This window comes from Bacillus sp. Medicinal_06, assembly GCF_056711665.1.
This window is the reverse complement of sequence record NZ_JBWYHD010000024.1, coordinates 1-25023: the sequence shown is the minus strand read 5'-3', so window position 1 is coordinate 25023 and position 25023 is coordinate 1. Positions and strand designations below refer to the sequence as shown.

At 34.9% G+C, this 25023-nt stretch carries 20 protein-coding genes and 4 pseudogenes; 11 read left to right on the top strand and 13 right to left on the bottom strand.

Annotated features, from left to right (window positions below):
* Nucleotides 1-106 precede the first annotated feature (106 nt).
* From AC1M36_RS26920 to AC1M36_RS26910, 3 genes are all read left to right on the top strand, one after another.
* Complete coding sequence (locus AC1M36_RS26920; RefSeq protein ID WP_241819372.1) at nt 107-1312, top strand: macrolide family glycosyltransferase; 1206 nt, start codon at nt 107-109, stop codon at nt 1310-1312.
* 127 nt (nt 1313-1439) lie between these two features.
* On the top strand, nt 1440-2126 hold the full coding sequence (locus AC1M36_RS26915) for an IS6 family transposase (RefSeq protein WP_479846441.1): 687 nt from the start codon (nt 1440-1442) through the stop codon (nt 2124-2126).
* 378 nt (nt 2127-2504) lie between these two features.
* Entirely contained in the window at nt 2505-4124 is a 1620-nt protein-coding gene (locus AC1M36_RS26910) for a S8 family serine peptidase (RefSeq protein ID WP_479846440.1), read from the top strand.
* Nucleotides 4125-4562: 438 nt separating this feature from the next.
* Here the strand turns inward: AC1M36_RS26910 and AC1M36_RS26905 are convergent, their stop codons facing one another.
* Nucleotides 4563-5399 (bottom strand): alpha/beta fold hydrolase, encoded by an 837-nt coding sequence (locus AC1M36_RS26905; RefSeq protein WP_479846439.1) that lies wholly within the window; start codon nt 5397-5399, stop codon nt 4563-4565.
* A gap of 516 nt (nt 5400-5915) precedes the next feature.
* Between AC1M36_RS26905 and ycaC the strand changes: the two genes are divergently transcribed.
* The 4 genes from ycaC (at nt 5916) to AC1M36_RS26885 (ending at nt 9836) form a co-directional block, all read left to right on the top strand.
* A complete protein-coding gene (ycaC, locus tag AC1M36_RS26900) occupies nt 5916-6560 on the top strand; it encodes an isochorismate family cysteine hydrolase YcaC (RefSeq protein ID WP_479846438.1) in 645 nt (214 codons plus the stop codon).
* Between the two features lie 192 nt (nt 6561-6752).
* Nucleotides 6753-7397, top strand: coding sequence for a hydrolase (locus AC1M36_RS26895; RefSeq protein WP_018767758.1), 645 nt, complete (start codon nt 6753-6755; stop codon nt 7395-7397).
* Nucleotides 7394-7987 carry an antibiotic biosynthesis monooxygenase gene (locus AC1M36_RS26890; protein WP_336454338.1) on the top strand — a complete coding sequence of 198 codons (594 nt, stop codon included), beginning with the start codon at nt 7394-7396 and terminating at the stop codon, nt 7985-7987. Before AC1M36_RS26895 ends, AC1M36_RS26890 begins: the two co-directional genes overlap by 4 nt.
* Before the next feature lie 13 nt (nt 7988-8000).
* Nucleotides 8001-9836, top strand: coding sequence for an amidohydrolase (locus AC1M36_RS26885; RefSeq protein WP_479846437.1), 1836 nt, complete (start codon nt 8001-8003; stop codon nt 9834-9836).
* Between the two features lie 166 nt (nt 9837-10002).
* Here the strand turns inward: AC1M36_RS26885 and AC1M36_RS26880 are convergent.
* From AC1M36_RS26880 to AC1M36_RS26860, 5 genes and pseudogenes are all read right to left on the bottom strand, one after another.
* Nucleotides 10003-10086, bottom strand: a pseudogene (locus AC1M36_RS26880) (IS6 family transposase); the annotation flags it as partial.
* A gap of 144 nt (nt 10087-10230) precedes the next feature.
* On the bottom strand, nt 10231-11109 hold the full coding sequence (locus AC1M36_RS26875) for a LysR family transcriptional regulator (protein ID WP_479846436.1): 879 nt from the start codon (nt 11107-11109) through the stop codon (nt 10231-10233).
* 220 nt (nt 11110-11329) lie between these two features.
* Nucleotides 11330-11773, bottom strand: a complete 444-nt coding sequence (locus AC1M36_RS26870; protein ID WP_479846435.1) for a MarR family winged helix-turn-helix transcriptional regulator — start codon at nt 11771-11773, stop codon at nt 11330-11332.
* Nucleotides 11774-12160: 387 nt separating this feature from the next.
* Nucleotides 12161-12799 (bottom strand): annotated as a pseudogene (locus AC1M36_RS26865) (MFS transporter); the annotation flags it as partial.
* Between the two features lie 61 nt (nt 12800-12860).
* Nucleotides 12861-13547 (bottom strand): IS6 family transposase, encoded by a 687-nt coding sequence (locus AC1M36_RS26860; protein ID WP_479846434.1) that lies wholly within the window; start codon nt 13545-13547, stop codon nt 12861-12863.
* Nucleotides 13548-13686: 139 nt separating this feature from the next.
* Here AC1M36_RS26860 and AC1M36_RS26855 point away from each other — a divergent pair, with 139 nt between their 5' ends.
* Nucleotides 13687-14754 carry a hypothetical protein gene (locus AC1M36_RS26855; protein WP_336454550.1) on the top strand — a complete coding sequence of 356 codons (1068 nt, stop codon included), beginning with the start codon at nt 13687-13689 and terminating at the stop codon, nt 14752-14754.
* 16 nt (nt 14755-14770) lie between these two features.
* A complete protein-coding gene (locus AC1M36_RS26850; RefSeq protein WP_174103550.1) occupies nt 14771-15061 on the top strand; it encodes a hypothetical protein in 291 nt (96 codons plus the stop codon).
* 85 nt (nt 15062-15146) lie between these two features.
* Here AC1M36_RS26850 and AC1M36_RS26845 read toward each other — a convergent pair whose 3' ends face one another.
* From AC1M36_RS26845 to AC1M36_RS26825, 5 genes and pseudogenes are all read right to left on the bottom strand, one after another.
* Entirely contained in the window at nt 15147-15833 is a 687-nt protein-coding gene (locus AC1M36_RS26845) for an IS6 family transposase (protein ID WP_479846433.1), read from the bottom strand.
* Between the two features lie 241 nt (nt 15834-16074).
* On the bottom strand, nt 16075-18492 hold the full coding sequence (locus AC1M36_RS26840) for a zinc-ribbon domain-containing protein (protein ID WP_479846432.1): 2418 nt from the start codon (nt 18490-18492) through the stop codon (nt 16075-16077).
* A gap of 101 nt (nt 18493-18593) precedes the next feature.
* Nucleotides 18594-19199: a recombinase family protein gene (locus tag AC1M36_RS26835; RefSeq protein ID WP_479846431.1), complete on the bottom strand. Its 606-nt coding sequence runs from the start codon at nt 19197-19199 to the stop codon at nt 18594-18596.
* A 418-nt stretch (nt 19200-19617) separates the two neighbouring features.
* A pseudogene (locus AC1M36_RS26830) lies at nt 19618-20177 on the bottom strand (IS6 family transposase).
* A gap of 68 nt (nt 20178-20245) precedes the next feature.
* A complete protein-coding gene (locus tag AC1M36_RS26825) occupies nt 20246-21055 on the bottom strand; it encodes an alpha/beta fold hydrolase (RefSeq protein WP_336454394.1) in 810 nt (269 codons plus the stop codon).
* 60 nt (nt 21056-21115) lie between these two features.
* Between AC1M36_RS26825 and AC1M36_RS26820 the strand changes: the two are divergent.
* A pseudogene (locus tag AC1M36_RS26820) lies at nt 21116-21430 on the top strand (DDE-type integrase/transposase/recombinase); the annotation flags it as partial.
* A gap of 102 nt (nt 21431-21532) precedes the next feature.
* Here the strand turns inward: AC1M36_RS26820 and AC1M36_RS26815 are convergent.
* A complete protein-coding gene (locus AC1M36_RS26815) occupies nt 21533-22702 on the bottom strand; it encodes a serine hydrolase domain-containing protein (RefSeq protein WP_479846430.1) in 1170 nt (389 codons plus the stop codon).
* A 313-nt stretch (nt 22703-23015) separates the two neighbouring features.
* Nucleotides 23016-23810: a tyrosine-protein phosphatase gene (locus AC1M36_RS26810; protein ID WP_479846429.1), complete on the bottom strand. Its 795-nt coding sequence runs from the start codon at nt 23808-23810 to the stop codon at nt 23016-23018.
* A 333-nt stretch (nt 23811-24143) separates the two neighbouring features.
* Here AC1M36_RS26810 and AC1M36_RS26805 point away from each other — a divergent pair, with 333 nt between their 5' ends.
* The gene (locus tag AC1M36_RS26805) at nt 24144-24740 is read left to right on the top strand and encodes a TetR/AcrR family transcriptional regulator (protein WP_336454391.1); all 597 of its coding nucleotides are present in this window, start codon (nt 24144-24146) and stop codon (nt 24738-24740) included.
* The last annotated feature ends 283 nt before the right edge of the window (nt 24741-25023 follow it).

Sequence of the window (25023 nt, the reverse complement as noted above, 5' to 3'; positions counted from 1 at the left end):
ATGAAGAGAAATATATGAATGCATGGAATAGATTGGTTTATAATGGGGATTGATTAACATAATTAATTATTAATTTAATTATATTAAATGGAAAGGAAAGATTGTAATGGCGAATGTACTCGTAATAAATTTTCCTGGAGAAGGTCATATTAATCCGACGTTAGCTATTGTTAGTGAGTTAATTCAGCGTGGAGAAACAGTTGTTGCATATTGTATTGAGGATTATAGAAAGAAGATTGAAGCAACAGGTGCGGAGTTTCGAGCATTTGAGAATTTTTTTTCTCAGATTAATATTATGGAACGAGTAAATGAAGGAGGTAGTCCTGTTCCGATGTTATCACATATGATGGAAGCATCGGAACGTATTGTCAATCAAATTATAGAAGAGACGAGAGGAGAACAGTACGCTTACATGATTTATGATAATCATTTTCCTGTAGGCCGTATCATAGCGAATATTTTTAAATTACCTAACATTTCTTCTTGTACAACTTTTGCTTATAATCAGTACATTGTCTTTAATGATGAACAAGAAGCGAGACAAATAGATGAAAATGATCCACTATACCAATCGTGCTTAGCTGGACTGGAACAATGGAAAGAGCGATATGGAATGGAATGTAATAGTCTATATGATATTATGAATCATCCTGGAGATATTACGATTGTATATACTTCTAAAGAGTATCAACCGTATTCGGATGTATTTGATGAATCGTATAAATTTGTAGGTCCATCAATTGCTACTCGTAAAGAAGTGGACAGTTTTCCTACCGAAGATTTAAAAAATGAAAAAGTGATTTTCATTTCTATGGGAACAGTTTTTAATGAACAACCTGAGCTATATGAAAAATGTTTTGAAGCTTTTAAAGATGTAGAAGCGACAGTCGTATTAGTTGTTGGTAAGAAGATAAATATAAGTCAATTTGAAAATATCCCCAATAACTTTAAGTTGTATAATTATGTCCCGCAATTAGAAGTATTACAGCACGCTGATGTATTCGTGACACATGGTGGTATGAATAGCTCAAGTGAAGCATTATATTACGGTGTTCCGTTAGTCGTAGTTCCGGTGACAGGGGATCAACCTTTAGTTGCAAAACGAGTAGCCGAAGTAGGGGCTGGAATAAGATTGAATCGTAAAGAAGTAACGCCAGAGTTATTACGTGAAACTGTAAAGAAAGTAATGGACGATGTAACATTTAAGGAAAAGAGCCGTAAAATTGGAGAGTCTCTTCGAGAGGCTGGGGGGTACAAAAAAGCTATTGAAGAAATTGAGCAATTTATGTCTAATTACCACCTTTCAAAATAATATAAATTTCAATCTAAGATGACAACTAGAAATCTACTCTAACTAAAATATATAGAAATGGAGGTTCTGTTGCAAAGTTTTTAAAACTAAGCTAAACTTTTGCAAAACAGAGTGAGGAGAATCATACATGAGATATTTTAAAGGAAAGCAATTTAAACAAGATATTATTTTGGTAGCCGTTGGCTACTATTGTCGCTTTTCTTTAAGCTATCGTGATGTCTCTGAAATTTTGAATGAACGTGGTGTTTCAGTTCATCCTACAACCATCATGCGCTGGGTTCATGAATATGGAAACCTTATCTATCAAATTTGGAAGAAGAAAAATAAAAGCGTAGAACTATCTTGGAAATTGGATGAGACCTATATAAAAGTCAAAGGAGAATGGCGTTACCTGTACCGTGCAATTGATAAAGAAGGATACACATTGGATATTCAACTTCGTAAAAAACGGGATCATCAGGCTGCATATACCTTTATAAAAAGGTTAGTGAAAACGTTTGGAGAACCAACGGTTCTAACAACAGATAAAGCACCAGCATTACTTTGTGCATTCAAAAAATTAAAGGAACAAGGCATTTATAAACGTACAACTCATTGTACAGTCAAACATTTGAACAATCTCATCGAACAAGACCATAGACATGTAAAAAGGCGTTTTGCCAAATCTGTAGGATTTCAAAGTATTCGTCATGCTTCACGTACCTTGAAAGGCATTGAAACCGTTCATGCTCTATATAAACAAAGGCGAAGTCTTCAAAGAGACTCCGCCTTTTCAACGTACAATGAACTTCAACAATTATTAGCTACTTCTTAAACATTGCTCCTCATTTACCAACCTGTTTATGTTTTTTTCAAACTTTGCAACAGAACCCCCAAAGGCGCACCAGAATAGGAATGTATAAAAAGATGCATAGATCCATAGAACAAGAGAAGACAGATCCCTTGTGAGAGTAGGGATCTGTCTTCTCCTTGCTATCGATAATGTTGCGTTATGTTAACTCTCTATGAATAGAATATGCATAGTTCTTTGTTCAAATAAGAGAGAGTTTAGTTGAACAAAGAACTATAATTTTTTACTCAAAGTGATATAATTAAAATGATGAAAAATATGAATATTTAGTTAAAAAGTCCTGGGTGTTAGTGCCTAGGGCTTTTTATGTTTGCAAGGATATATGAACAGGAGGAGTCATAAATGAATTGGACTGCCATCAGAGATTTTCTCGACATTCCAAGAAACCTTACTGGTAAAGACGTTAAAATAGCTATTGTAGATGGAGGTTTTTATTGTCATCAAGATATTATCTCTAATAAGAATAGAACTACTTTCCTAGTAAAAACCTATACAACTAATCCCATGCCAATTAAATTGACGGATGAAACACAACTGAATAGTGGTCTTCACGGATTATGGACAGCTTCCGCTGCCGGTGGTTCTGGCCTGTTATCAAATGGAAAGTATCCTGGGGTCGCTCCTGAAGTAGATATGTATCTAATTGATGCAGGGGAACTTGAAACAACGGAAGATGTTGAAAAAAATATTGGTAACGCTTTAGTTTGGCTTAAGGAAAATGCAAGGAAATATGGTATAAGAGGAGTGGTGTTAACAGTAATTGGTCAAAGAGATACTGGGCTACTCCCTTGGCAAGCTGACCCCCTTCGTATTTTATGCGAAGAATTAGTCCACGAAGGAATATTGGTTGTAGTGGCTTCAGGAAATAATAATGAACTTACTAGTAGTTCTGTCATATCACCTTCCGTTTTATCTGTGGGAGGTGTTGTTATACCTGAAAATGGTAAGAAGGAAGATGCTGAATCCTTTCTAGGTAGTAAAGGTTTAACATTTGATGAAAAATGGAATCCCGATATTTTAGCTCCAGCGATGAATGTTGTTTTGCCATTCCCCTTTGAGTCGGAAAAAGAATGTTTGAATCATTATACTGTAATGAACGACAATCTTCCTCCAAATTATGCTCGTCAATGGGGTACTTCATATGCCGCACCAATAGTGTTAGGATTAGCAGCGTGCATTTGGCAAAAACATCCTGATTGGTCAACTGAACAAGTCAAAAGAGCATTAGTTTCTAGTTCTGAATTTAATAAGAAATGGGAATCATTAAAAGCTGGAATCATATCCCCAGAAGCTTTAACATTTGATTTTCATCAAAGTGATGACACCGATATTGAAAATTCTATGTATTTACGTTGGAAACACTGGAAAGAACGCCCTTTACCAGAGAAGTTAGAGAAAATTAGCTTGGAAAATTACGAGGTCATCGATATTCTTTTATCCTTTTTACCTGAGAAGATACCTAAAGAAGCAATTAGTAGTGTGCAAAAGTTGTTATTTCATCCTTCATATAAGGTTAGAACAGCTGCTATCATTGTTCTTTCAACACAACCATCATTCATAAGAAACTCAGATATATTACTTTGTTTAACAGATAGCTCTCCTAATGTAAGAATGGGAGGAATCTATATACTTAATTTATGTCCAAACTTTTGGGAAGAATTATCGCAAACTATTGGTATTCTAATAAACGATGAAAATGCTGATATTCGTTATAATGCTTGTCAGTTAGCCGCAAAAATAGGAAACAAACAATTCATTAAGCCTTTAATTGATGGATTAGAAGAAGATGCTCTTTATAAAAGAATTGGTATTTTTGGAAAAAGGCATTTAGCATTAGAGAAGATAACAGGTTATGAAATTAGACGTGAACCTGAATGGCAAGAGGGTGAGGATCCTTATTCTAACCGAAGTATTGATGCTTTACTAAAGATAGCAACGAAATGGAGATCCTTCTGCAACTAACGCTAATGTTTTAAATAAACCAAATATCTTTACTTCCGCTTTCGAGAATTATGTAAATGAGCTGTCCATATGGACGGCTTATTTTATTTTTGGCTTAGCGTGGGGGTTTTCCAAAATGCTGGCGATACCCCATGCCAATCAACTTAAGAAACTTCACTACCCCCAAAAGTAAAAAACGTTATTCTTTCTAAAAAGCTAACTAGAAAGGATGACGTTTTTTATGAATCTTTCGATGTTGAGAAATACATTCTTCCCCAAAACGAGAAAATGTACATCTCCAGATGAAATGTACATTTCTTTGTTTTGAGGATTCTTCAAAATATTATCTTGATAGCAATGTAGCAATACCCCTAAGAGACCTAAAAAACCTCTAATCGATAAATTCATGTTACTATTCTTAATATTACTATTGAGCCGCCTCCGGTAGTTCATCAAAGATTAGTCTTTTAAAAATGTTAATAATGCTTCATTAAATTCTTTTGCATGAGTTGCGTTTAATCCATGAGGACCACCTTTTATAAGAGCGAGTTTACTACCAGGAATGGAATCATATGTGCGTTCTCCACTTAACTCAAAAGGTACAGTTGCATCAGAGTCACCGTGAATAATAAGAGTAGGTATATTGAACTTTTCCAAGTCTTTTCTAAAATCGGTCATACTAAAGGCGGTAATACAATCGAGTGTTCCTTTAGGGGATGCACTAGCCGCAATATCCCAATTATATAAACGGAATGGCTCACTAACTAAATCTGTTCGATTACCAGCTGCGAAAAATCCCTTAGTAAATTCGTCAAGAAATGCAAGGCGGTCATTTATCACGCCACTTTTGAATTCTTCAATTGCTGCATCATCTAATGCCCCTTCAGGATGATCCTCTGATTTGTATAAATATGGAAGAACTGCTCCAGCAAAAACAGCCTTTTCAATACGATCTGTTCCATATGTACTAATGTACCGAGCTACCTCGCCTCCACCCATAGAAAAACCAACAAGTGTGACATTTTGAAGATCTAAATGTTCTATTAGTTGATGTAAATCAGAAGTAAAGGTATCATATTCATATCCTTCCCACGGCTGAGATGACTTTCCAAAGCCTCGACGATCATATGTTATAACTCTGTATCCAGCCTCAACAAGAGCGGGAACTTGGTATTCCCAAGATCGACCACTTAACGGCCAACCATGAATTAGTACAACTGGTTTTCCAATACCATGATCCTCATAATATATCTCAATTGGTGCTTGATTTTCGGTTCCTACAGTAATTTTTGTCATTCTTCTACCTCCAAAAAATATTCTAATATATATCCTTTTCTTCAATAATCCGGATGAATCTCGTAACCTATTTATGCACGTTTATGTTGTGAATTCTAAGCATGAAACTCTATTGTTCCGATGAATTCATTTTCTGTTTTTGTAGCAATTCCCCATCTAATACCTTTTTCATCATGAAATAATTGCTGAACATTCTTCATATTCAATTCTAATAGCAAAAATAGGTAACTATCAATATTGTTCTATCTATAGAATGTATAGGTAAAACCAATGAATTTTATGGTAAAAATAACTATAGTTACCATCTATATAAATTATAGATAATTTAGAATTGATTAATGAATTGGTTTTCAAATACTATAAATTTGTATAGCGCTTCATGTTCTGTGAATGGTGCTATAACTAATATTAACGGTCAGTTTAGTTATAAACTAATCGTAACAAACGAAGAAGTTTATGATGATATTCCACTGTTTAAACTTTCTTCGATTACTTAATTTTTAGGAGGAATACATAATGGCTGATCTCTATTCTCGTATTAACAAAGATGATGCTGTCGTTCTTTTAGTAGATCATCAAACTGGTCTTATGTCCGGACTAGTACGTGACCATGGTGTTGATGAATTCAAGAACAATGTTTTAGCTCTTGCTCACACTGCTAAGTTTTTTGATTTACCAGTTATTTTAACAACAAGCTTTGAACATGGACCTAACGGACCTTTAATGCAAGAATTGGTTGACCTCTTTCCTCACGCACCAAAAATAGCTCGACCAGGACAAATTAACGCATGGGATAATGATGATTTTGTAAAAGCAATCGAAGAAACTGGAAAAAAACAAATTATCATCGCGGGCGTAGTTACGGACGTTTGCGTTGCTTTCCCAGCACTTTCCGCTACAAAAGCTGGATATGAAGTATTTGCTGTTACTGATGCTTCAGGAACTTTCAGTAAACAAGTTGCAGATGCTGCCAATACGCGTATGGCACATAGTGGCGTACAACTCATGAACTGGTTTAGCGTAGCTTGCGAATTACAACGCGATTGGCGCAACGATGTCGAAGGGTTTGGCAATTTGCTTGCTAGTAATCTTCCAGGCTATCAAAATATAATTGGAAGCTATATGGGAGCTCAGCGAGATCTTAGTAAACAAAATGCATAAATGTATTCCAAAGAAATAGCTTTAAATCACTTTTTAAAAAGTGGATAGTATAAATTTAGCGCTGATTAAATCAGCGCTCTCTTTTAAATTAAAAAGTAAAGCAAAACTTTTATTTTTACGATTACAGTTTTGATTAATAGGAAATAAATTACTTTCTAAAAATTGTAACAATTAAAAAAGGAGCGTTTTATTATGAGTAATTTAGAATTGTTAAATCCCGAGAACAGTGCCTTAATTTTGATTGATTTTCAGCCTCAAATGACTTTTGGAGTTGCAAGTATTGACAGACAAACATTGATTAATAACGTTATGCTGCTTGCTAAATCAGCAAAAACTTTTAACGTACCTACTATTCTTACTACAGTTGAAACACGCAGCTTTTCTGGTTATTTTTGGCCACAAATTCTTGACATATTCCCAAACCATGAAATTATAGAACGTAGTTCAATGAACTCTTGGGAAGATCCAAAATTTGTTGAGGCAGTTAAAGCAACAGGTAGAAAGAAATTAATATTTGCAGCACTTTGGACTGAGGTTTGCCTTGCATTCCCTGTACTTGAAGCAATTAAAGCTGGCTATGAGGTTTATGCAGTTGATGATGCTTCAGGTGGTACTAGTTTGACAGCACATAACGCTGCTATGCGTCGTGTAGAACAAGCTGGTGCAATTCCAGTGACAGCAATCCAAGTTTTACTTGAATACCAACGTGACTGGGCACGCAAAGACACTTATGATGCTGTTATGGAAATTGTAAAAGAACACACTGGCGCTTATGGTCAAGGCGTAGAATACGCATATACTATGGTGCATGGCGCGCTTCCAAGCAGAAAATTATGAACCAAGAAAGAGTGACTGTCGGAGAAACTCATACAGGGAACACAATGGATGTTAGCGGTCCAGTAACAACGATTGTTACATGGGAAATTCAAGAAGGTAGAGAAAAACAGTTTGAAACATGGAGACATGAAATCGAAGCTGCCGCTACTAAATTCCCAGGGCATTTAGGCATAAATTTAATAGTCCCCAATAACGGATCCAGAGAGTATACTGTTATTTTTCGCTTTGATACGTATGAGCATCTACGTTCTTGGCAAGAATCAGATATTCGTCGAGATTTGTTAAAAAAGGCAGAACAATTTCAAGCAACTAATCCAACTTACAAAACTGAAAACAGTTTGGCTTATTGGTTTGTTACTCCGAAAACGCCAGTTCCACCGCCAAAATGGAAAATGTCTATTGTTACTGTTCTTGGTGTATGGCCTCTTAGTATGTTGGTGCCTAAAGTAATAGGACCTATTATAAAAAATATGAATCCTATTATATCAGCTTTTTTTGTTTCTATATGTATAGTTTCCTTGCTATCATGGGTAGTCATGCCGATTCTCGGTAAAATATTTCATCCATGGTTACAGAATAATAGGAAGTAAATGAGGTGTAAACATGAATTTGCCGGATATGATCTTATATAACGGAAAAATCACTACCCTTGACCCATCTCAACCTGAGGTATCAGCTATCGCCATAACTGATGGTTTAGTCACGGCAGTAGGTGGAGATGAGCTTCTTGATAGTGCCACAGAAAAAACCCAAAAAATAGATCTTAAAAGAAAGAGAGCTATTCCGGGTTTGAATGACTCTCATATACACGTTATTCGTGGTGGTCTACATTATAATATGGAATTGCGTTGGGAAGGTGTACCATCACTTGCTATTGCTCTGGAAATGCTTAGAGAGCAGGCAAGACGTACACCTGCTCCCCAGTGGGTAAGAGTAGTTGGAGGTTGGTCTGAATTTCAATTTAAAGAGAGACGAATGCCAACTTTGGAAGAGATTAATGCCGTTTCTGAAGACACTCCTGTCTTTGTGCTACATCTTTACGATAGAGCACTTGTAAATCGTGCTGGGCTGCGTGCACTGGGATACACAAAAGATACCCCAGACCCTCCGGGCTGTTTAATTGAGCGGGATAAACGAGGTAATCCAACAGGTCTTTTAATTGCCAATCCTAACGCTTCTATTCTTTATTCAAGTTTGGGGAGAGCTCCAGTACTTAATTTTGAGGATCAGATTAACTCAACTCGTCATTTTATGCGCGAATTAAATAGATTAGGTATCACAAGTGCCATTGATGCAGGTGGCGGATTCCAAAATTATCCTGATGATTACAAAGTTGTTGAACGTTTAGCTGAGAAAGATCAATTAACTTTGCGTATTGCATATAATCTATTTACGCAAAATCCAAATCATGAATATGAAGACTTTGCTTCATGGGCAAAGATTGTTTCTCCAGGTCAAGGAAATGATAAGTATAAAATGAATGGTGCCGGAGAAATGTTAGTATTCTCGGCAGCCGATTTTGAAAAATTTCAGATGCCGCAGCCCGAACTAGCTACGGTGATGGAAGCTGACTTAAAGAAAGTAATTTCTCTATTGGTGGAAAACCGTTGGCCATTCCGCTTACATGCAACTTATGACGAGTCAATAACACGTTTCTTAAATGTGTTTGAGGAAGTCAACAAAGAAATTCCTTTTAATGGTCTACGCTGGTGGTTTGACCATGCAGAAACAATCTCGGATCGTAGTATGGAACGTGTTAAGGCTTTAAATGGTGGTATTGCCATCCAAGACCGCATGGCTTTCCAAGGTGAATACTTTGTTGATTTATACGGAAAAGAAGCTGCAAAGCGTACTCCTCCGATTTATCGTATGCTAGACCTTGGTATACCTGTTGGCGCTGGTAGTGATGCAACCAGGGTTTCTAGCTATAACCCTTGGGTTGCTCTTTACTGGATGGTTGCCGGAAAAACCATTGGTGGTCTTTCGATATACGATGAAAAAAATAAACTTGACAGAAAAGTAGCCCTGGAACTATATTCCAAAGGAAGTGCGTGGTTCTCTGGTGATGAAGGCAAAAAGGGAACCCTTGCAGTAGGTCAGTTTGCTGATATTGCTGTATTGTCTGCTGACTACTTTACTGTGCCAGAAGAAGAAATCAAAGACCTTGAATCATTACTCACTATTATGGGTGGGCAGGTTGTTTATGGAAATGATGAATTTAAAAATTTATCACCTGAATTGCCGCCAGCATCACCTGATTGGGCACCGACTGGCGTTTATGGTTATGGGGGCGCTAACCTAGCCCATAATATACTTTCTCACGATGCCAATGGTCACAAGTTACATAGTTGCAGTAACCCTCTCCATCAACACACTCATACCGTAATAGGAAAAGATGGAACTAAATGGGGTATTGGTTGTACTTGCTTTGCTTTCTAAGTCAGAACCACCGGTATAATGCCGGTGGTTTTCTTTCTACAATAAGGGTATGGCGCCGAAGACGGGCCCGAATAGTAATGGTATTAAGATCATAATGGTAATATGGGCTCTGGTGCAAATAATATGTAGATTCGCAATAGCAGTATATCCCTAACGGAATCTATTACTATGCGGTAAGACCGAAGAGTTGATTGATTATGTTGACTTGTTTTTTGACAGACTTCTCTCTTTGCAAAGTCTGTCCTTTTTCCCTTAAATAAAAGTCAATGGCATTCCCTTTTGAATCGAACTACACCACACATATAAATCCACTGCTCTTTGACTTTAATATAGGTCTCATCCCAAGACTTAAAGATTACTTTCAATTTTTACACTAGAATCATTATTGTTTCTATTATACTGATACTTTTTCAGGATCATTTAACTTCTGCATAAAGATGCGTGCTGCAAAACTTAAAAATTTATCATCAAAGTGAATAAGATTAATATCTTGACTTGGTGTTGGATCAGTAATACGAACTATGCTTAAGGTATCATTATTAACAAAGTCAACCAGTGAAAGAGGTATTATGGCAACCCCATATCCATTGTATACAAGGCTCAATAGAGAAATAGAAGATTTTGTTTCTATATTTGCTTCAGATAAAGATAACCCTAAAATTTCACAATATATCTTAATCGATTCACGACAACTACATGAAACCATTACTCTACTCAGCCCTGCTAATTCTCGAAAAGAAACAAATGATTTTTCATTCAAAGGATGATTTTTTGGAATTACAAGGACGAAATCTTCGCTATACAAAAGGGTGCTTGTTAATGTGTCTGGAATTTGAGCACTACGTGTGATCCCTATATCAATATTTTTGTCAACGATTTGATTTACAGCAACCTCTGATTCTTTAATTTTCACTACAATGTTGGGATAATGTTGTTGAAACTTCATAATATAAGGCGTTAAATAAGTGAGATCTTCTAATAAACCTCCTATAGTAATCACACCTCTTTTCACACCCTTTAATTCAAAAATTTCATTATAAACCTCATCAAATTGTTGCATGATAAATTTTCCTTTATCAAATAGCAATTTACCTGCTTCTGTAATTTTGATACCTCTTCCAACTCGATGAAATAAAGGTGTATCAAGTTCACCTTCTAACACACGTATTTGTTGACTTAAAGTCGGCTGTGAAATACCTAGAAATTCCGCAGCTTTAGTAAAACTACCATTATTACAAACTTGAATAAAATACTCTAAATGACGTAATTCCATTCTTGATACCCACCCTCCGCTTTATGAAAGATTCACATTTAAAAGAACAATTTGTATGCGTTATCATAACAACTATCTTTCCTGTTTATACTAATTGTAATTCCATTATTTCTTCATTTCGGATTCCAATAAATGTAATACCATGTATTGATTTTTTCCTCCTATTTATTTAATTTATATTTAATTAGGATATTACTAATTCGAGATATATTTCTAAAAATTATAGTTCTTGTGCATAATATCCTAATTTCTTCAACTGTTTGATTATCAATTTTTTCTCAATATAGTCCAAACCACCAAATATTTGCCGAATCGCCTCTTTATGCTGAGGGAAAATAGTATCCATCAATTCAATACCTTCTGAAGTAATTGACGCATACGTGACACGGCGGTCTATAAGACATGGTTTTCGTATTAAGAACCTCTTCTTTTCTAACTTATCCACTACATACGTGATACTACTACTTGCAAGTAATATTTTGTCTCCAATTTTTTGTATAGGCTGATCGCCTTTACTGTACAGTAGCTCAAGCACTGCAAATTCAGTTGGATTAAGTCCATAACTTTTTATATCATCTTCAATTCGCTTAGTGATTGACTGTACTGTCCTTGATAATATAACAAATAACTTTAAAGATAAGTTCTCATCGTTAATCACGCTCATAATTACCAATCCTTTACAAGTTATCTTGAATTCGAGATTTATTATATTATCGTCAAAATATTATGTCAATAATTCATTTTAGTTTTATCAAACCACTTATAATTTATTTCTCAACATAAGACATATGGAATCGTAAGAAAATAATTGTTAAAATATAAGCATCTCAATTGCGTTATTTTTTTAAGAGGGCTTGTTTTCTAATGCAAGCTCTCTTTTGTCATAGTCTAAATGGAATTCGGACACATTTTACATGGTGAGTTTTGTCCTCTTTTAGCGATAGAGACAAAAAATCAAACTTCAAAATAACCGCTATTAATCTATAAAACACGGACATACCAATGAATAAGCATTCAAACGAATACGGACTGTTTAAATTTGATTATAGAACTATTTCTCTGTGGCAAAATAAAGCAGTGCTATGATCGGAAAAGCGATTCCCATCCATAATGCTGCACTCCATCCACCTGACGAGTATACCCACCCTCCGACAGAAGATCCAACAGCACCACCCAAGAAGAAAATAGCCATGAATAATCCATTTAAGCGACTACGAACTTCTGGTTGCAACGAGAAAATCAAACGTTGACTTAGCACAAGGTTTGCGGATACTCCCATGTCCAACAGAATAGCTGCAATTACTAAAACTGCTATTCCAAAGGGCGTGCTACTTTGAATAAAAAGTGGTAGTAATAAAGATATAATAACAACAGCCAGAGCTATCCCAGTGGCGGATCGTGTCCAGCCAAGATCGGCTAGACGACCACCTATTGGAGCGGCTATTGCACCTGTAATTCCTACAAGTGCATATAATGCTATGGCAGCCTGAGAAAAATGAAAAGCAGGACTAGACAATAATAATGGAACAGTGGTCCAGAATAAGCTGAAAGTCGCAAATACACAAGCATGATAAATTGCGCGACGGCGTAAAATTGGAGTAGTTCGTAGTAGTTGCCACATTGAACTAAGTAAGGCGATATAATTTGTTTTTGCCGTTGGTTTCCTAGTAGGGAGTACTTTCGATAATACAAACGGTTCTGTTGCAAAGTTTGAAAAAAACATAAACAGGTTGGTAAATGAGGAGCAATGTTTAAGAAGTAGCTAATAATTGTTGAAGTTCATTGTACGTTGAAAAGGCGGAGTCTCTTTGAAGACTTCGCCTTTGTTTATATAGGGCATGAATAGTCTCGATACCTTTTATCGTACGTGAAGCATGACGAAGATTTTGAAATCCTGCGGATTTGGCAAAACGTCTCTTTACATGCCTATGATCCTGCTCTATGAGATTATTAAAATGTTTGATTGTACGATGGATTGTAGTCTGATAAAATCCTTGTTTTCTTAATTTGTTAAATGCGCAAAGTAATGCCGGCGCTTTGTCTGTAGTGAGAACCGTAGGTTCTCCAAAATGTTTTACTAATCTTTTCATGAAGGCATAGGCAGCCTGATGATCCCGTTTTTTACGAAGATGAATATCCAATGTGTGTCCATCTTTATTAATTGCACGATAGAGATAACGCCATTCTCCCTTAACTTTGATATAAGTCTCATCCAAATGCCAAGATAAGCGCGCAGATTTATTTTTCACTTTCCAAATTTGATAGATGAGATTGCCATATTCATGAACCCATCGCATGATAGTTGTTGGGTGAACTGAAATACCACGTTCTTTCAGGATTTCAGAAACATCGCGATAACTTAAAGAAAAACGACAGTAGTAGCCGACAGCTACTAAAATAATATCTTTCTTGAACTGTTTCCCTTTAAAATATCGCATTTGTGATTCTCCTGGCTTCTTTTTTCTAGAGTGTATCCTCATTTAGAAAACTTTGCAACAGAACCCTGAGAAACTCTAAAAGATAAGATGAAAGATTCATGTAATGCTAATAATTTTACTTATATCGAGGTGTAGATAGATGAAAATAAAAATACTTACAAGTTTAATAATCATAGCTGCAATATCCTTAGTAATCTTTTTTGGTTTTAGAAAAGCTATTCCCTTCAATACACAAAAAGTAAATAAGCAGGAAGTAAAGATACATGAAGAGAATAATACATACACGGTGGTTTATACATCTTTTACTAATCCAACAAGTAAGTTAATAACATATGACCAATCAGGTAAGGCTATAGAAGAATTTCCTGTTAAAGATATTGGTTTAGAAAACCTAATATTTCAAAACAATATATTATATTTCTCGTCCAGATATAGTGGTAACTACTATACCTTTGATAACAAGAGTGTTCAAAAGCATAGCATTCCTTCTAGTTGGGGAATTACTAATTCATTTGCTAACCCAAACGGAATACATTTTATAACGAATGGTGGTCAATTTGTTAAAGACAATAAACCTTATTACAAAAGTGGTTTAGTCAATGTTGAAGGAGAGAACCAAAAAGAATTTAAGTATGAGAAAGGCTTTTTTACCACTGGTATAAGTTACAAAGATTTTTATTATGTACTAACCTTCGATCCATCAATTGAGCAGGAACAAGTATTAAAAATAGATTCAAATGGAGAAGCGGTTAAAGCATTTAACTTAGGAAATAAACCACAAGTCGGTCATAAGAGTATGGCTGTATCTGGTGATAAGATATATTTAGTTTCTGATAAAGGAAAAATGTTTACCATTTTTGAGGATTCCATAAAAGAATTAGAACTTCCTACAAAATCAAAAGTATTTCAAGTACTTGAAGATAATGGTAAAGTCTTTATATTGTATTATAGTGGAGAAGTTGTCGTTATATCTGGAGAAGAAATTACCAATCATTTTAAATTAGAACAAAAAAATAAAAATCCAATTATAAATATGAAAGCTTTAATTAACAAAAATTCCTTACATATTTTATCTTTATACGATGGGGAAAATAAGAGTGAAGGGATAATTCAAAAGTACAATATCAATAATGGTAAATTAGAACAGAGTGTTACTTTACCAAAAGAAAAAGATTTAAAAATATCTACCTTTGAATTAACTAGATAGAAGGAGCGAAGCGGTAATGGATATTCAAGTTTTGCTTATTATTCAAGTAACACTCTTTGGTTTGATTCTTTTATTATTAATTGGAGGTTTACAGTATTTTCTACATCAAGTACATTTCCCTAAAATTTTTTTGGGTTTATATCTGATTGGTTCGATATATTGCTTAATCACTAGAAATATTTCTCTCTTTATTATTATTACAGTATGTTTTGCCTTTGCATATATAGGCGGTATTATTGGAAGGTATTTTAAAGCTGTTAATAAGCGTATTGATGAAGAATTTGATAAAATTTCTAAGCAAAAATAACAACGTTGTACTGAGCCATAGAAATCATGGTTCTGTTGCAAAGTTTAAAAAAAGCATAAACAGGTTGGTAAATGAGGAACAATTTTTAGGAAGTAGCTAGTAATTGTCGAAGTTCATTGTACGTTGAAAAGGCGGAGTCTCTTTGAAGACTTCGCCTTTGTTTATATAGGGCATGAACGGTCTCAATACCTTTTATTGTACGTGAAGCATGGCGAAGATTTTGAAATCCTGCGGATTTGGCAAACCGTCTCTTTACATGCCTATAATCCTGTTCAATAAGATTGTTTAAATGTTTGATTGTACAATGGATTGTAGTTTGATACAATCCTTGTCTTCTTAATTTGTTAAATGCGCAAAGTAATGCTGGCGCTTTGTCTGTAGTGAGAACCGTTGGTTCTCCAAACGTTTTGACCAATTTTTTCATAAAGGCATAGGCAGCCTGATAATCCCGTTTTTTAAGAAGTTGAATATCCAATGTGTGCCCGTCTTTATCAATTGCACGATATAAATAACGCCACTCTCCCTTAACTTTGATATAAGTCTCATCCAAATGCCAAGATAGTCGTGCAGATTTATTTTTTACTGTCCAAATTTGATAGATGAGATTGCCATATTCATGAACCCATCTCATGATTGTTGTAGGGTGAACTGAAATACCACGTTCTTTCAGGATTTCAGAGACATCGCGATAACTTAAAGAAAAACGGCAGTAGTAGCCGACGGCTATTAAAATAATATCTTTCTTGAATTGTTTTCCTTTAAAATATCTCATGCCTGATTCTCCTAGATCTTGTTTTCTAGAGTGTAGCTTCATGTAGAAAACTTTGCAACAGAACCGTTCTACATCTTTAGAATCAACTTTTCTCTTATCCTAAAGACTTGTATCCTCTTCTAATCTCTTGTATAATCCAGGACTATTGATCCGTAATGAATCTAAATGTTTAAGTGCTTTTGTAAAAACAGCTTTAGCAAACCCTATGCCAATATTGTATATTTTTTAGAATCTAACTTTATTATTTACCACAACAAGGTTTCTGTTTTTTTATAGTTGTACGTTTTACCATCGCCTCTTTCCACTCATGTTTACATCCTTCACAGAACCACCATACAACCATTTTTGAATTAGGAGCATATCCGTAAGGGTTTCTTTTATTTTTTGTAGGATGCCATTGCTTTGCTAAATGTGGATAGTGATTACCAAAGCTTTCCTCTGGTAACACGCGTGTCTTTGAGCAGTACGGACAACCCTCACCATGATGAGTACGTCTATTAATTCCCATTTCCCAGATATGCCGTTCATCCTTCTTGCACTGCCATGTTACTTTTTTCCCTGATTTAGGTGCCAACTGCCATGGGTCTACTCCCTCATTCAATTTTGAATGTATCTCTGAGAGCAATTTTGGATGTAGAGCTGCAAAGCTCTCTTCTGGCAACACGCGTTTTTTGGCACAATAAGGACAGCCTTCTCCTCTTATACGATACCAAACGAGCATATCCCAGATATGGTTCTGGTTCCTTTTACAGCGCCACCATACTTTTTCCATAGGTTTAAAGAATGGATCATCAGGATTAATTCCCTTATTTTGTTCATAACACCATTCGTCCATAAGTTTAGGATATTGAGAAGCAAATCCATTTTCAAAGTATGTTCTTGCACCTGCACAATATATACAAGTTGTTTTTCTATTCACTCGATACGCAATACTCGTTTTCCATACGTGCTCGGTATTGTTTCGACACATCCAATACACAGATTCTTTGGAGTTTGGTAAAACATCATTTGGTGTTAAATCTCCATTTAATGTCGGATGCCATTCTGCCGCAATTTCTGGATATTTACTCTGTAATGAAGATAATTGATTTAAGATTTTGTTTCGGCAAACTGGACAGCCTTTGTCTTTTCTTCCTGTTCTTTTAGCTATTTCTTCTTTCCATTCATATCCGCATGAACAAATCCACCAAGCTTGAACATCTGATCCATATGTAATACTGTATGGAGGGGCTCCATTATTTAATGTTGGATGCCATTGCGCTGCTATATCAGGGTGTGTTGTAAAAATGGAGTTGCAAATTGGACAATCTCTCCCGCCGTTTTTTCGTTGTTTCACAGGTGCTTCCCACTCATGTCCTTGCTCACATTGCCACCATACAACTTTGTGAGAATTAGCAGAAATATGTTCCGGCCCTACCACACTATTTTTTGTATGGTGCCATTCTGCCGCAATTTCTGGAAATAACACTTTTAAACTTTTTTCTTTTTTATTAGTACGGTACTGACTCAAGATTTCTAATCGATCATTATACGAAGAAATAGATTGCATGACTTTTCGAATTATGTCCTTCTTCTTTTCATAAATTAATGGATATTGTTTTTGGAGATGTAAATCCAAAGAAATAAAAATTTCGAGAATCACTCCATCTAACGATGAATAATAACGACCCTGCGAATAATAATGAGTCAATAATAATGCTTCATGTAACTGTATAATTGGTAATCCATCAGAACGTACTCGTATTAGTTTGACTCCCTCTTCTTTCAGAACGTAATTTTTCTGTTCATCATTTTCCTGTTGTCTTTTTCTATCATGAAAAGGTCTTCCATCATACTCCACAGCAAATTGAACAGACGGAATATAGATGTCTATTTCTTGCTTTTTATCTTTAAAGGCTTCATGATAAAATTTATTTTCAGTGTCTTCCATCGCCTGTTTCAAGTAAAAATGAATTGCCTGTTCTGGAAAAGATGTCTTTTGCCCTTTCCAACATCTTAGGCATCCTCGATTTAACCGATCTACTACTCTTGTTTGCCATGTGTGGCTTTCATCAAATCGGCATTGCCACCATACGCGTTCCGATGAACCAAACACTACCTCATATGGCGTTAGCTCTCCATTTAATGTTGGATGCCATTCTGCCGCAACATCAGGATAAACAGTTGCTAAGCAGTTATCATCACATACTTTTTTATTACTACAATACGGACACCATGTATTAGAATTTTTAACATCATTAGGTGTTGCTTCAAACCTGTGTCCTTTTCGGCACTCCCACTCTAGAGGCGTCATAATATTTACGTAATTTTCTGATAAACACTTACCATCATTTAGTTGAGCAAGTTTACACATATCTTTAATCGACAGCCGATTATGTGTTGTGCTTTTGGGTAATTTTTGCGAAAGAATCACTTCTTCTTCTTTCAGATCTTTGAGTATCTGTTCCACATATTCAGGAGTTAATTTTCTGACCTTAGCACAGAATGGACACCAGCTATCATACGATTTTAAATCGTTCAAACGTTTTTGAAAGATATGACCTTCCCTACACTTAAAAAATAACTTTTGCTTATTATTAATGTATCTTTTAGATAAACAGACCCCCTCCTTGGCTTGGGCGAATTTTTGAATTTCTCCTATATCCTTCCTTATAGGCACTTTCTCCACCCCCTTCCTGATTGGATGATAACACCTAAATTTTTAAAGAAAATATACCTTGTTGCAATGGTATATTTTGGTCTATTTCTCCCTCGATTTTCTTATGTTTTATTTTCATGCCTCTTCACAAGTCGGTAAAATGTAGCTTTCGTTAGATTCGCTTGTTTCATTGCCTCAACAGCGGTTATCGTACCTGTTTTCCAAGTGTTATAAGCAGTGATAAATTCATCTGTAATTTCTGCCCTAGGTCTTCCGAGATGTTTTCCTTGTTTTTTAGCCAAATGGATTCCCTCTTGTTGTCGAACTTTTATCTTTGTTCGTTCCTCTTCAGCAAGCCAAGAAAGAATTTGAAGTACCAAATCAGTAATGAGATTTCCCAAGTTATCTTGATACTTGGTTGTATCTAATAACGGCATATCAAGTACAACAATATGTGCCTTTATATTTTTTGTAATATCCCTCCATTCATTTAAAATAGCTTCCTTGTTTCTTCCGAAACGATCCAGGGAATGTATGTATAAAATGTCCCCTTCCCGTAACATCATTTTTACAAGTTGATATTTTTGACGATTAAAATCTTTACCAGATTGTTTATCAATGAAAATATCTCTTTCATCAATACCAACTTGTTTCATCGCTTCTAGCTGTCTACCTCCGTTTTGATCTTTACTACTTACACGAATGTATCCGAATTTTCTGTTATTCAAGGTGTTAAATTCTCCTTCTCTTGATGTTTTATAATACATATTATAACAAAATAGTTTCAAAAGGTATCTATTTTTTAGAGACGTTTCAAAAATATATTTTTTGAGGTTTTGGAACTAATATTTCATGTAAATTAGATAGTGCCAAAAGGTGTACCTTTTGATACCGGAAACAAATTAGTAATAAATTTCTCAATATGGATATTACCAATATTTGTAGTTATAATATTAAAAATTAACATTTAATGTAATATAATGAAAAAGTGATGGTTATCACCCTATTTGTTTCTCCTTATGCCATAGATAAGATGGTTCTGTTGCAAAGTTTGAAAAAAGCATAAACAGGTTGGTAAATAAGGACCGATGTTTAGGAAGTAGCTAGTAATTGTTGAGATTCATTGTACGTTGAAAAGGCGGAGTCTCATTTAAGACTTCGCCTTTGTTTATATAGGGCATGAATGGTCTCGATACCTTTTATCGTACGTGAAGCATGACGAAGATTTTGAAATCCTGCGGAATTGGAAAAACGTCTCTTTATATGTTCAATAAGATTATTTAAATGTTTGATTGTACAATGGATTGTAGTTTGATAAAATCCTTGTTTTCTTAATTTGTTAAATGCGCAAAGTAATGCCGGCGCTTTGTCTGTAGTGAGAACCGTTGGTTCCCCCAAATGTTTTACTAATCTTTTCATGAAGGCATAGGCAGACTGATGATCCCGTTTTTTACGAAGTTGAATATCCAATGTGTGCCTATCTTTATCAATTGCACGATAGAGATAACGCCATTCTCCTTTTACTTTGATATAAGTCTCATCCAAATGCCAAGATAAGCGTGCAAATTTATTTTTCACTTTCCAAATTTAATAGATGAGATTGTCATATTCATGAACCCATCGCATGATGGTTGTTGGGTGAACTAAAATACCACGTTTACTAAAATAATATCTTTCTTGAATTGTTTTCCTTTAAAATATCTCATGTCTGATTCTCCTAGATTCTGTTTTCTAGAGTGTAGCTTCATGTAGAAAACTTTGTAACAGAACCTTTTTATTTCTCATTAACATTTATTAAATGTTTTATAAAAGGAAGTATTACACCCAAAACTGCATCCTTATTTTCAAATTGCAAAGTATGTCCTACATTCTCCAATTTTACATGCTTTGCATTAGGTAATAGTTTTAAAGCCTTCTTAACATCTTGATCCCTCACAACCCCTTTGAGTTCAGGGTTTCCTTGTAGAAGTAAAACCGGACAGTGTATTTTAGGGAGTAAAATATCCGTATTATATCCAGCATATGTTTCGTCAAATTGGTCAATCATTGCTATTAAGACTCCAGGATCTGTTAGCATAACACTTTCCACCATGAAATCTAAAAGTGGATTATCTCCTTTTTTAGGCATCATATGCTTACTCATTTCTGGGCCATTCTGAATCATCATTTTCCATTTCATCAATTTTTCGGAACCCTCTTTTAAAACTTCTATCTCCATTGGGGATTCTCCGATGACTAGTCCTTTCACTAATTCTGGATAATGAGCAGCTAATTGAATCCCTAGTATTCCTCCAAGTGAATGACCAAATATGATTACTGGTTCTGCAATATGTTCTTTAATAAAATTGACAATATCAGATAAATAATCTTCCAAACGATATCTATTTGGAACTCTTCCTGATTTTCCATGTCCTCTTAAATCTAATGCATAAACATGTCCTTCTTTTTCTAATTCAGGAATAATAGACTCAAACGCTTGCCATCTTGATATTCCACCATGAATTAATAATATTGGCGAACCTTTTGAATTACTCTTTACATAATGTAACTGTACATCTTCTGTCTGAAAAATACCTTCTAACATTTTCGTCACCTATTTCATATAAATTTTATGATATAAATCAATATTAAAAACTCTATACTTGGAGAACTGATGGTTCTCGTAACGGACAAGGCTCCAGCATTACTTTGTGCATTGAACAAGTTAAAGGAACAAGGCTTTTATACACGTACTATTCATTATACAAGCAATTATTTGAACAATCGTATTGAACAGGATCATAGACATATAAAGCGACGCTTTGCTAAATTTGCAGGATTTCAAAATCTTCGTCATGCTTCACGTACGATAAAAGGTATCGAGACCATTCATGCTCTATATAAACAAAGGCGAAGTCTTCAAAGAGACTCCGCCTTTTCAACGTACAATGAATTACAGCGATTACTTACTATTACATAAAATTTGATTGTACTGAATTTGACTTTTTATCTGCTAAAGAACTTTGCAGCAGAAAGATATATTTTTAACTATAAAAACTATGACAAAATTTATCCTTTTTTATTACTTGCTAAATTCAGCAAGTAAAATATTTTTAAAAGGATCAGGACTATCAGCTTTAAGGCTGTTCAAATTGACGGCCAATGTATGCTTGCCTCCAAGTTTGCCTCCAGCAAAAGTACTAAACCCTGGAATGCCACCTGAGTGTCCCCATATTGAGACACCGTTGGGAAGCTTATTTTCATAGATTCCAAGACCATATCTGCCGATTTCAGCAATTCCTGTAGGAACTGTAGTAAGCATTTGTTTTAGTTGCTGTTCCTTCAGTAATTTGCCACCGAGCAAGGAAGAGAAGAATTTGTTTAAGTCGTCAGCAGTAGAAATCATATCTCCAGCCGAGCTACCTATACTTGGGTTATAATAAGTAACGTCTTTTAGCTCACTTGCTCCGTCTGGTTGTAAATATCCACGGGCATGCTTGGTGCCTGGAATAACGCTTGAATTGCCAGGTAGGAATGTATTCGACAATTCAAGCGGTTCAATAATTCGATTTTCAATCTCTTCCGCATAGCTGTTTCCGGTTACTTTTTCAATAAGGATACCCAGTAATACGTATCCTGTGTTTGAGTAGGACCAGCCCTTTCCTGGGGCAAAGTCTGGGGGCATCGAAAGTCCAATCTTCACTAGTTCTTCAGCGGTAAACGATTTTTTTGTATTCGTAAAAAGATCAGCTTCTTTTGACCTTGCGTATTCAGCGATACCACTTGTATGATTCAATATCTGCCGGATAGTAATCTGTTTAGCATCATATCCGTTTCCTTGAATGACGCCAGGCAACCATTTTTCGATGGAGTCGTCTAGATTCAGGCGGTTCTCTCCAGCTAATTGAAGTACAACCGTTGCGGTGAACGTCTTCGTCACGCTGGCAATGCGAAAGTGAAAATCTGTTTTCATTGGTTTTTTGGTGCTCAGATCCGCTATCCCAGCGGCATAACCCCACGTTTTTCCACCCTCAGAAGTTTTAGCAAGTATCCCCGGGTATCCAAGTTGCAATGTATCCCGCATTGCTTGCCTGACGGAATTACGATCTCGTTGCGTGCTTGTTTGTGACGAACTAGATACATTTTGAGTGGGCTCTGCTTTTACAATTGAGGTTGGCGATGTGTATAACAGGGAACTTCCAGCTATTAAAAGGGCAAGACTTGCAAATGTAATTTGACTACGTGTTTTCATCAGATATTCCTCTCCTCTATTCATATTGTATAGGTGGTTACTTACTGTTTCATACTGACCACACAGCTATCATCTCTACCAATGACAAAAGAGCAACATTGAATTTGTAATCATCTTCATAATGATTATTTTTACAAACGTCATTCTGTCCTAACAAACGGTAAATCCCTCTTTTTTCACAAGTATATTAACCACAGAAATTACTTCTTTTCCTTGAAACATTCTTGTTAAATGGTTTGTTTTTCATATATAAGTCATATCGCTATCAAGCTAACAGAACCCCAAAAAGTAAGATTTTTGAGACTTTTTTACGTTACTCAAGTAGTAGGTCTTTAAGAGTCAATAAACTACTCTGTTGAATTTTACAAGCTTGACATAGATAAGTTTCGATATTTCCATATCTTTCAATAATTTCATTATAAACCTCTTCTAAGTATTCACGACGTACTTCTAACATTGGTTTTATACGATCAGATGAGACTTGAAAAAGACTTATCCATCTAATAAATTTTTCTACTTTTTTCATACGTGGTGCAATTAAATCATTAGAAAACAGGTAATCATCCAAAACCTTTTGATATGGTACTCCAACAAGTAATTGAATTATGGCAGATATAAAACCTGTACGATCCTTCCCACTAGTGCAGTGAATAAGTGCTGGCAGATTATTTTGTTTTGAAAGTGAAGTTATGATTTCACAAATTTGAGTATGACTTATAAATGCCATATTACAATACATCTCTTTCATTATTTTTTCGAAATTTATGGTATTAGACTTACTTACTAAAAACTTAAAAAATTCGAGGTGTGTAAATTCTTGACTCTTATCTTGAATGGATATATTCACCAACTGTATTCCATGTTCAGACTTAATTCTGCTTGGTTTTGATTTTTGTTCAGTTCGAGTTCTTAAATCATAGATTGTTTTTATGTTTAGCAAATTAAACGTCTCTAAATCTTTCTGTGATAGGCGAGACAACTCATCTGAACGAAACAAAACCCCTTTTTTCATTATATTTCCATCTAATGTTTTAAATCCCCCTATATCTCGAAAATTATATAGTCCATCAAATTGAGTTAATAATTCTTTTTCTAAAATTTTCATCATTATCTCCCCGTTATATTTAGAATATTTATTTTTATTTTTTATTGAAATCCATGCTTAATCTATTTTTTGTCAGTCATCTTTCTGAAAAATTCCTCCTAACTTAAAATATTGACTTAAATTACAGTTCATTATTATCAATCCTTTCTTACAATGTAAAACGCATAGTTTATATGACTATTAAAGTTCGTATAGTCATATAAACTATGAATAAAAAGACTGTACCTTTTACAGTCTAATGTTTACTTCTATTTATATAGCCGTTATGATAAGTATATATATTATATGACTAAAAATCCATAAAAAGTCACAAAATTTTTAAAAAGGAGTAGTTTTATGCCTAAATTTACAGATCAGGAAAAAGAACAGATTCGTCAATCTCTTTTAATAAAAGGAAAAGAACTATTTATTCAATATGGTCTAGCCAAGACTAGCATTGATGATATTATACTTGCATGTGGAATTGGAAAAGGTACTTTTTATAAATTTTTTTCATCGAAAGAAGAATTGTATTTAGAAATTTTAAAAAATGAAGAAGAAGTTCGAGAAACAGTACTCAATGAGTTATTTCGTGAAAATCTGCCTCCAAAAGAATTATTATCCTCTTTTTTTCATAGATCATTTGAATTAGTCGAAAAAAATCCATTTCTTCAACGAGTTTTTCAAAATGATGAGCATGAGCGCCTTTCCCGAAAACTTCCTGAGAAAATGTTTGAATTTTCCGAAACTCATAAAAAAAGAGGCATTCATGCCGTCAAAATTTTAATGGATCGTGGAGTATTACCTAAGAATGATCCACAAATTATTGTAGGAATTATACAAGCTGTTATGATGATACGATTACACCAACAAGAAATTGGATATGAAGTATTTCCTAAAGTAATGGAACAAATTATAGAGTTTGTATCAGAAGGATTCACTAAAGAAATATAAAAGTTAATGAAAATCCTATATATAATTAGTTGATTTATTTAAAAAATAAAAAGAGCTGAATCTCTCTTATAGTAGGAGATTCAGCTCTTTTTATGTCGAAATTTGCTTAGCGTATATTTTCGTTAAAATGTGGGCGGGACCCCATCGCTATCAAGCGGTTCTGTTGCAAAGTTTTTAAAACTAAGCTAAACTTTTGCAAAACAGAGTGAGGAGAATCATAAATGGGATATTTTAAAGGAAAACAATTCAGGAAAGATATTATTTTAGTAGCCGTCGGCTACTA

Bases quoted from the DNA above. Each gene is read 5' to 3' on its own strand.
- AC1M36_RS26855 (WP_336454550.1), top strand. From the start codon at position 13,687: ATGAAAATAAAAATACTTACAAGTTTAATAATCATAGCTGCAATATCC.
- AC1M36_RS26845 (WP_479846433.1), bottom strand. From the start codon at position 15,833: ATGAGATATTTTAAAGGAAAACAATTCAAGAAAGATATTATTTTAATA.
- AC1M36_RS26905 (WP_479846439.1), bottom strand. From the start codon at position 5,399: ATGACAAAAATTACTGTAGGAACCGAAAATCAAGCACCAATTGAGATA.
- ycaC (WP_479846438.1), top strand. From the start codon at position 5,916: ATGGCTGATCTCTATTCTCGTATTAACAAAGATGATGCTGTCGTTCTT.
- AC1M36_RS26915 (WP_479846441.1), top strand. From the start codon at position 1,440: ATGAGATATTTTAAAGGAAAGCAATTTAAACAAGATATTATTTTGGTA.
- AC1M36_RS26885 (WP_479846437.1), top strand. From the start codon at position 8,001: ATGAATTTGCCGGATATGATCTTATATAACGGAAAAATCACTACCCTT.
- AC1M36_RS26920 (WP_241819372.1), top strand. From the start codon at position 107: ATGGCGAATGTACTCGTAATAAATTTTCCTGGAGAAGGTCATATTAAT.
- AC1M36_RS26890 (WP_336454338.1), top strand. From the start codon at position 7,394: ATGAACCAAGAAAGAGTGACTGTCGGAGAAACTCATACAGGGAACACA.
- AC1M36_RS26850 (WP_174103550.1), top strand. From the start codon at position 14,771: ATGGATATTCAAGTTTTGCTTATTATTCAAGTAACACTCTTTGGTTTG.
- AC1M36_RS26870 (WP_479846435.1), bottom strand. From the start codon at position 11,773: ATGAGCGTGATTAACGATGAGAACTTATCTTTAAAGTTATTTGTTATA.
- AC1M36_RS26815 (WP_479846430.1), bottom strand. From the start codon at position 22,702: ATGAAAACACGTAGTCAAATTACATTTGCAAGTCTTGCCCTTTTAATA.
- AC1M36_RS26895 (WP_018767758.1), top strand. From the start codon at position 6,753: ATGAGTAATTTAGAATTGTTAAATCCCGAGAACAGTGCCTTAATTTTG.
- AC1M36_RS26805 (WP_336454391.1), top strand. From the start codon at position 24,144: ATGCCTAAATTTACAGATCAGGAAAAAGAACAGATTCGTCAATCTCTT.
- AC1M36_RS26910 (WP_479846440.1), top strand. From the start codon at position 2,505: ATGAATTGGACTGCCATCAGAGATTTTCTCGACATTCCAAGAAACCTT.
- AC1M36_RS26875 (WP_479846436.1), bottom strand. From the start codon at position 11,109: ATGGAATTACGTCATTTAGAGTATTTTATTCAAGTTTGTAATAATGGT.
- AC1M36_RS26860 (WP_479846434.1), bottom strand. From the start codon at position 13,547: ATGCGATATTTTAAAGGGAAACAGTTCAAGAAAGATATTATTTTAGTA.
- AC1M36_RS26810 (WP_479846429.1), bottom strand. From the start codon at position 23,810: ATGATGAAAATTTTAGAAAAAGAATTATTAACTCAATTTGATGGACTA.
- AC1M36_RS26825 (WP_336454394.1), bottom strand. From the start codon at position 21,055: ATGTTAGAAGGTATTTTTCAGACAGAAGATGTACAGTTACATTATGTA.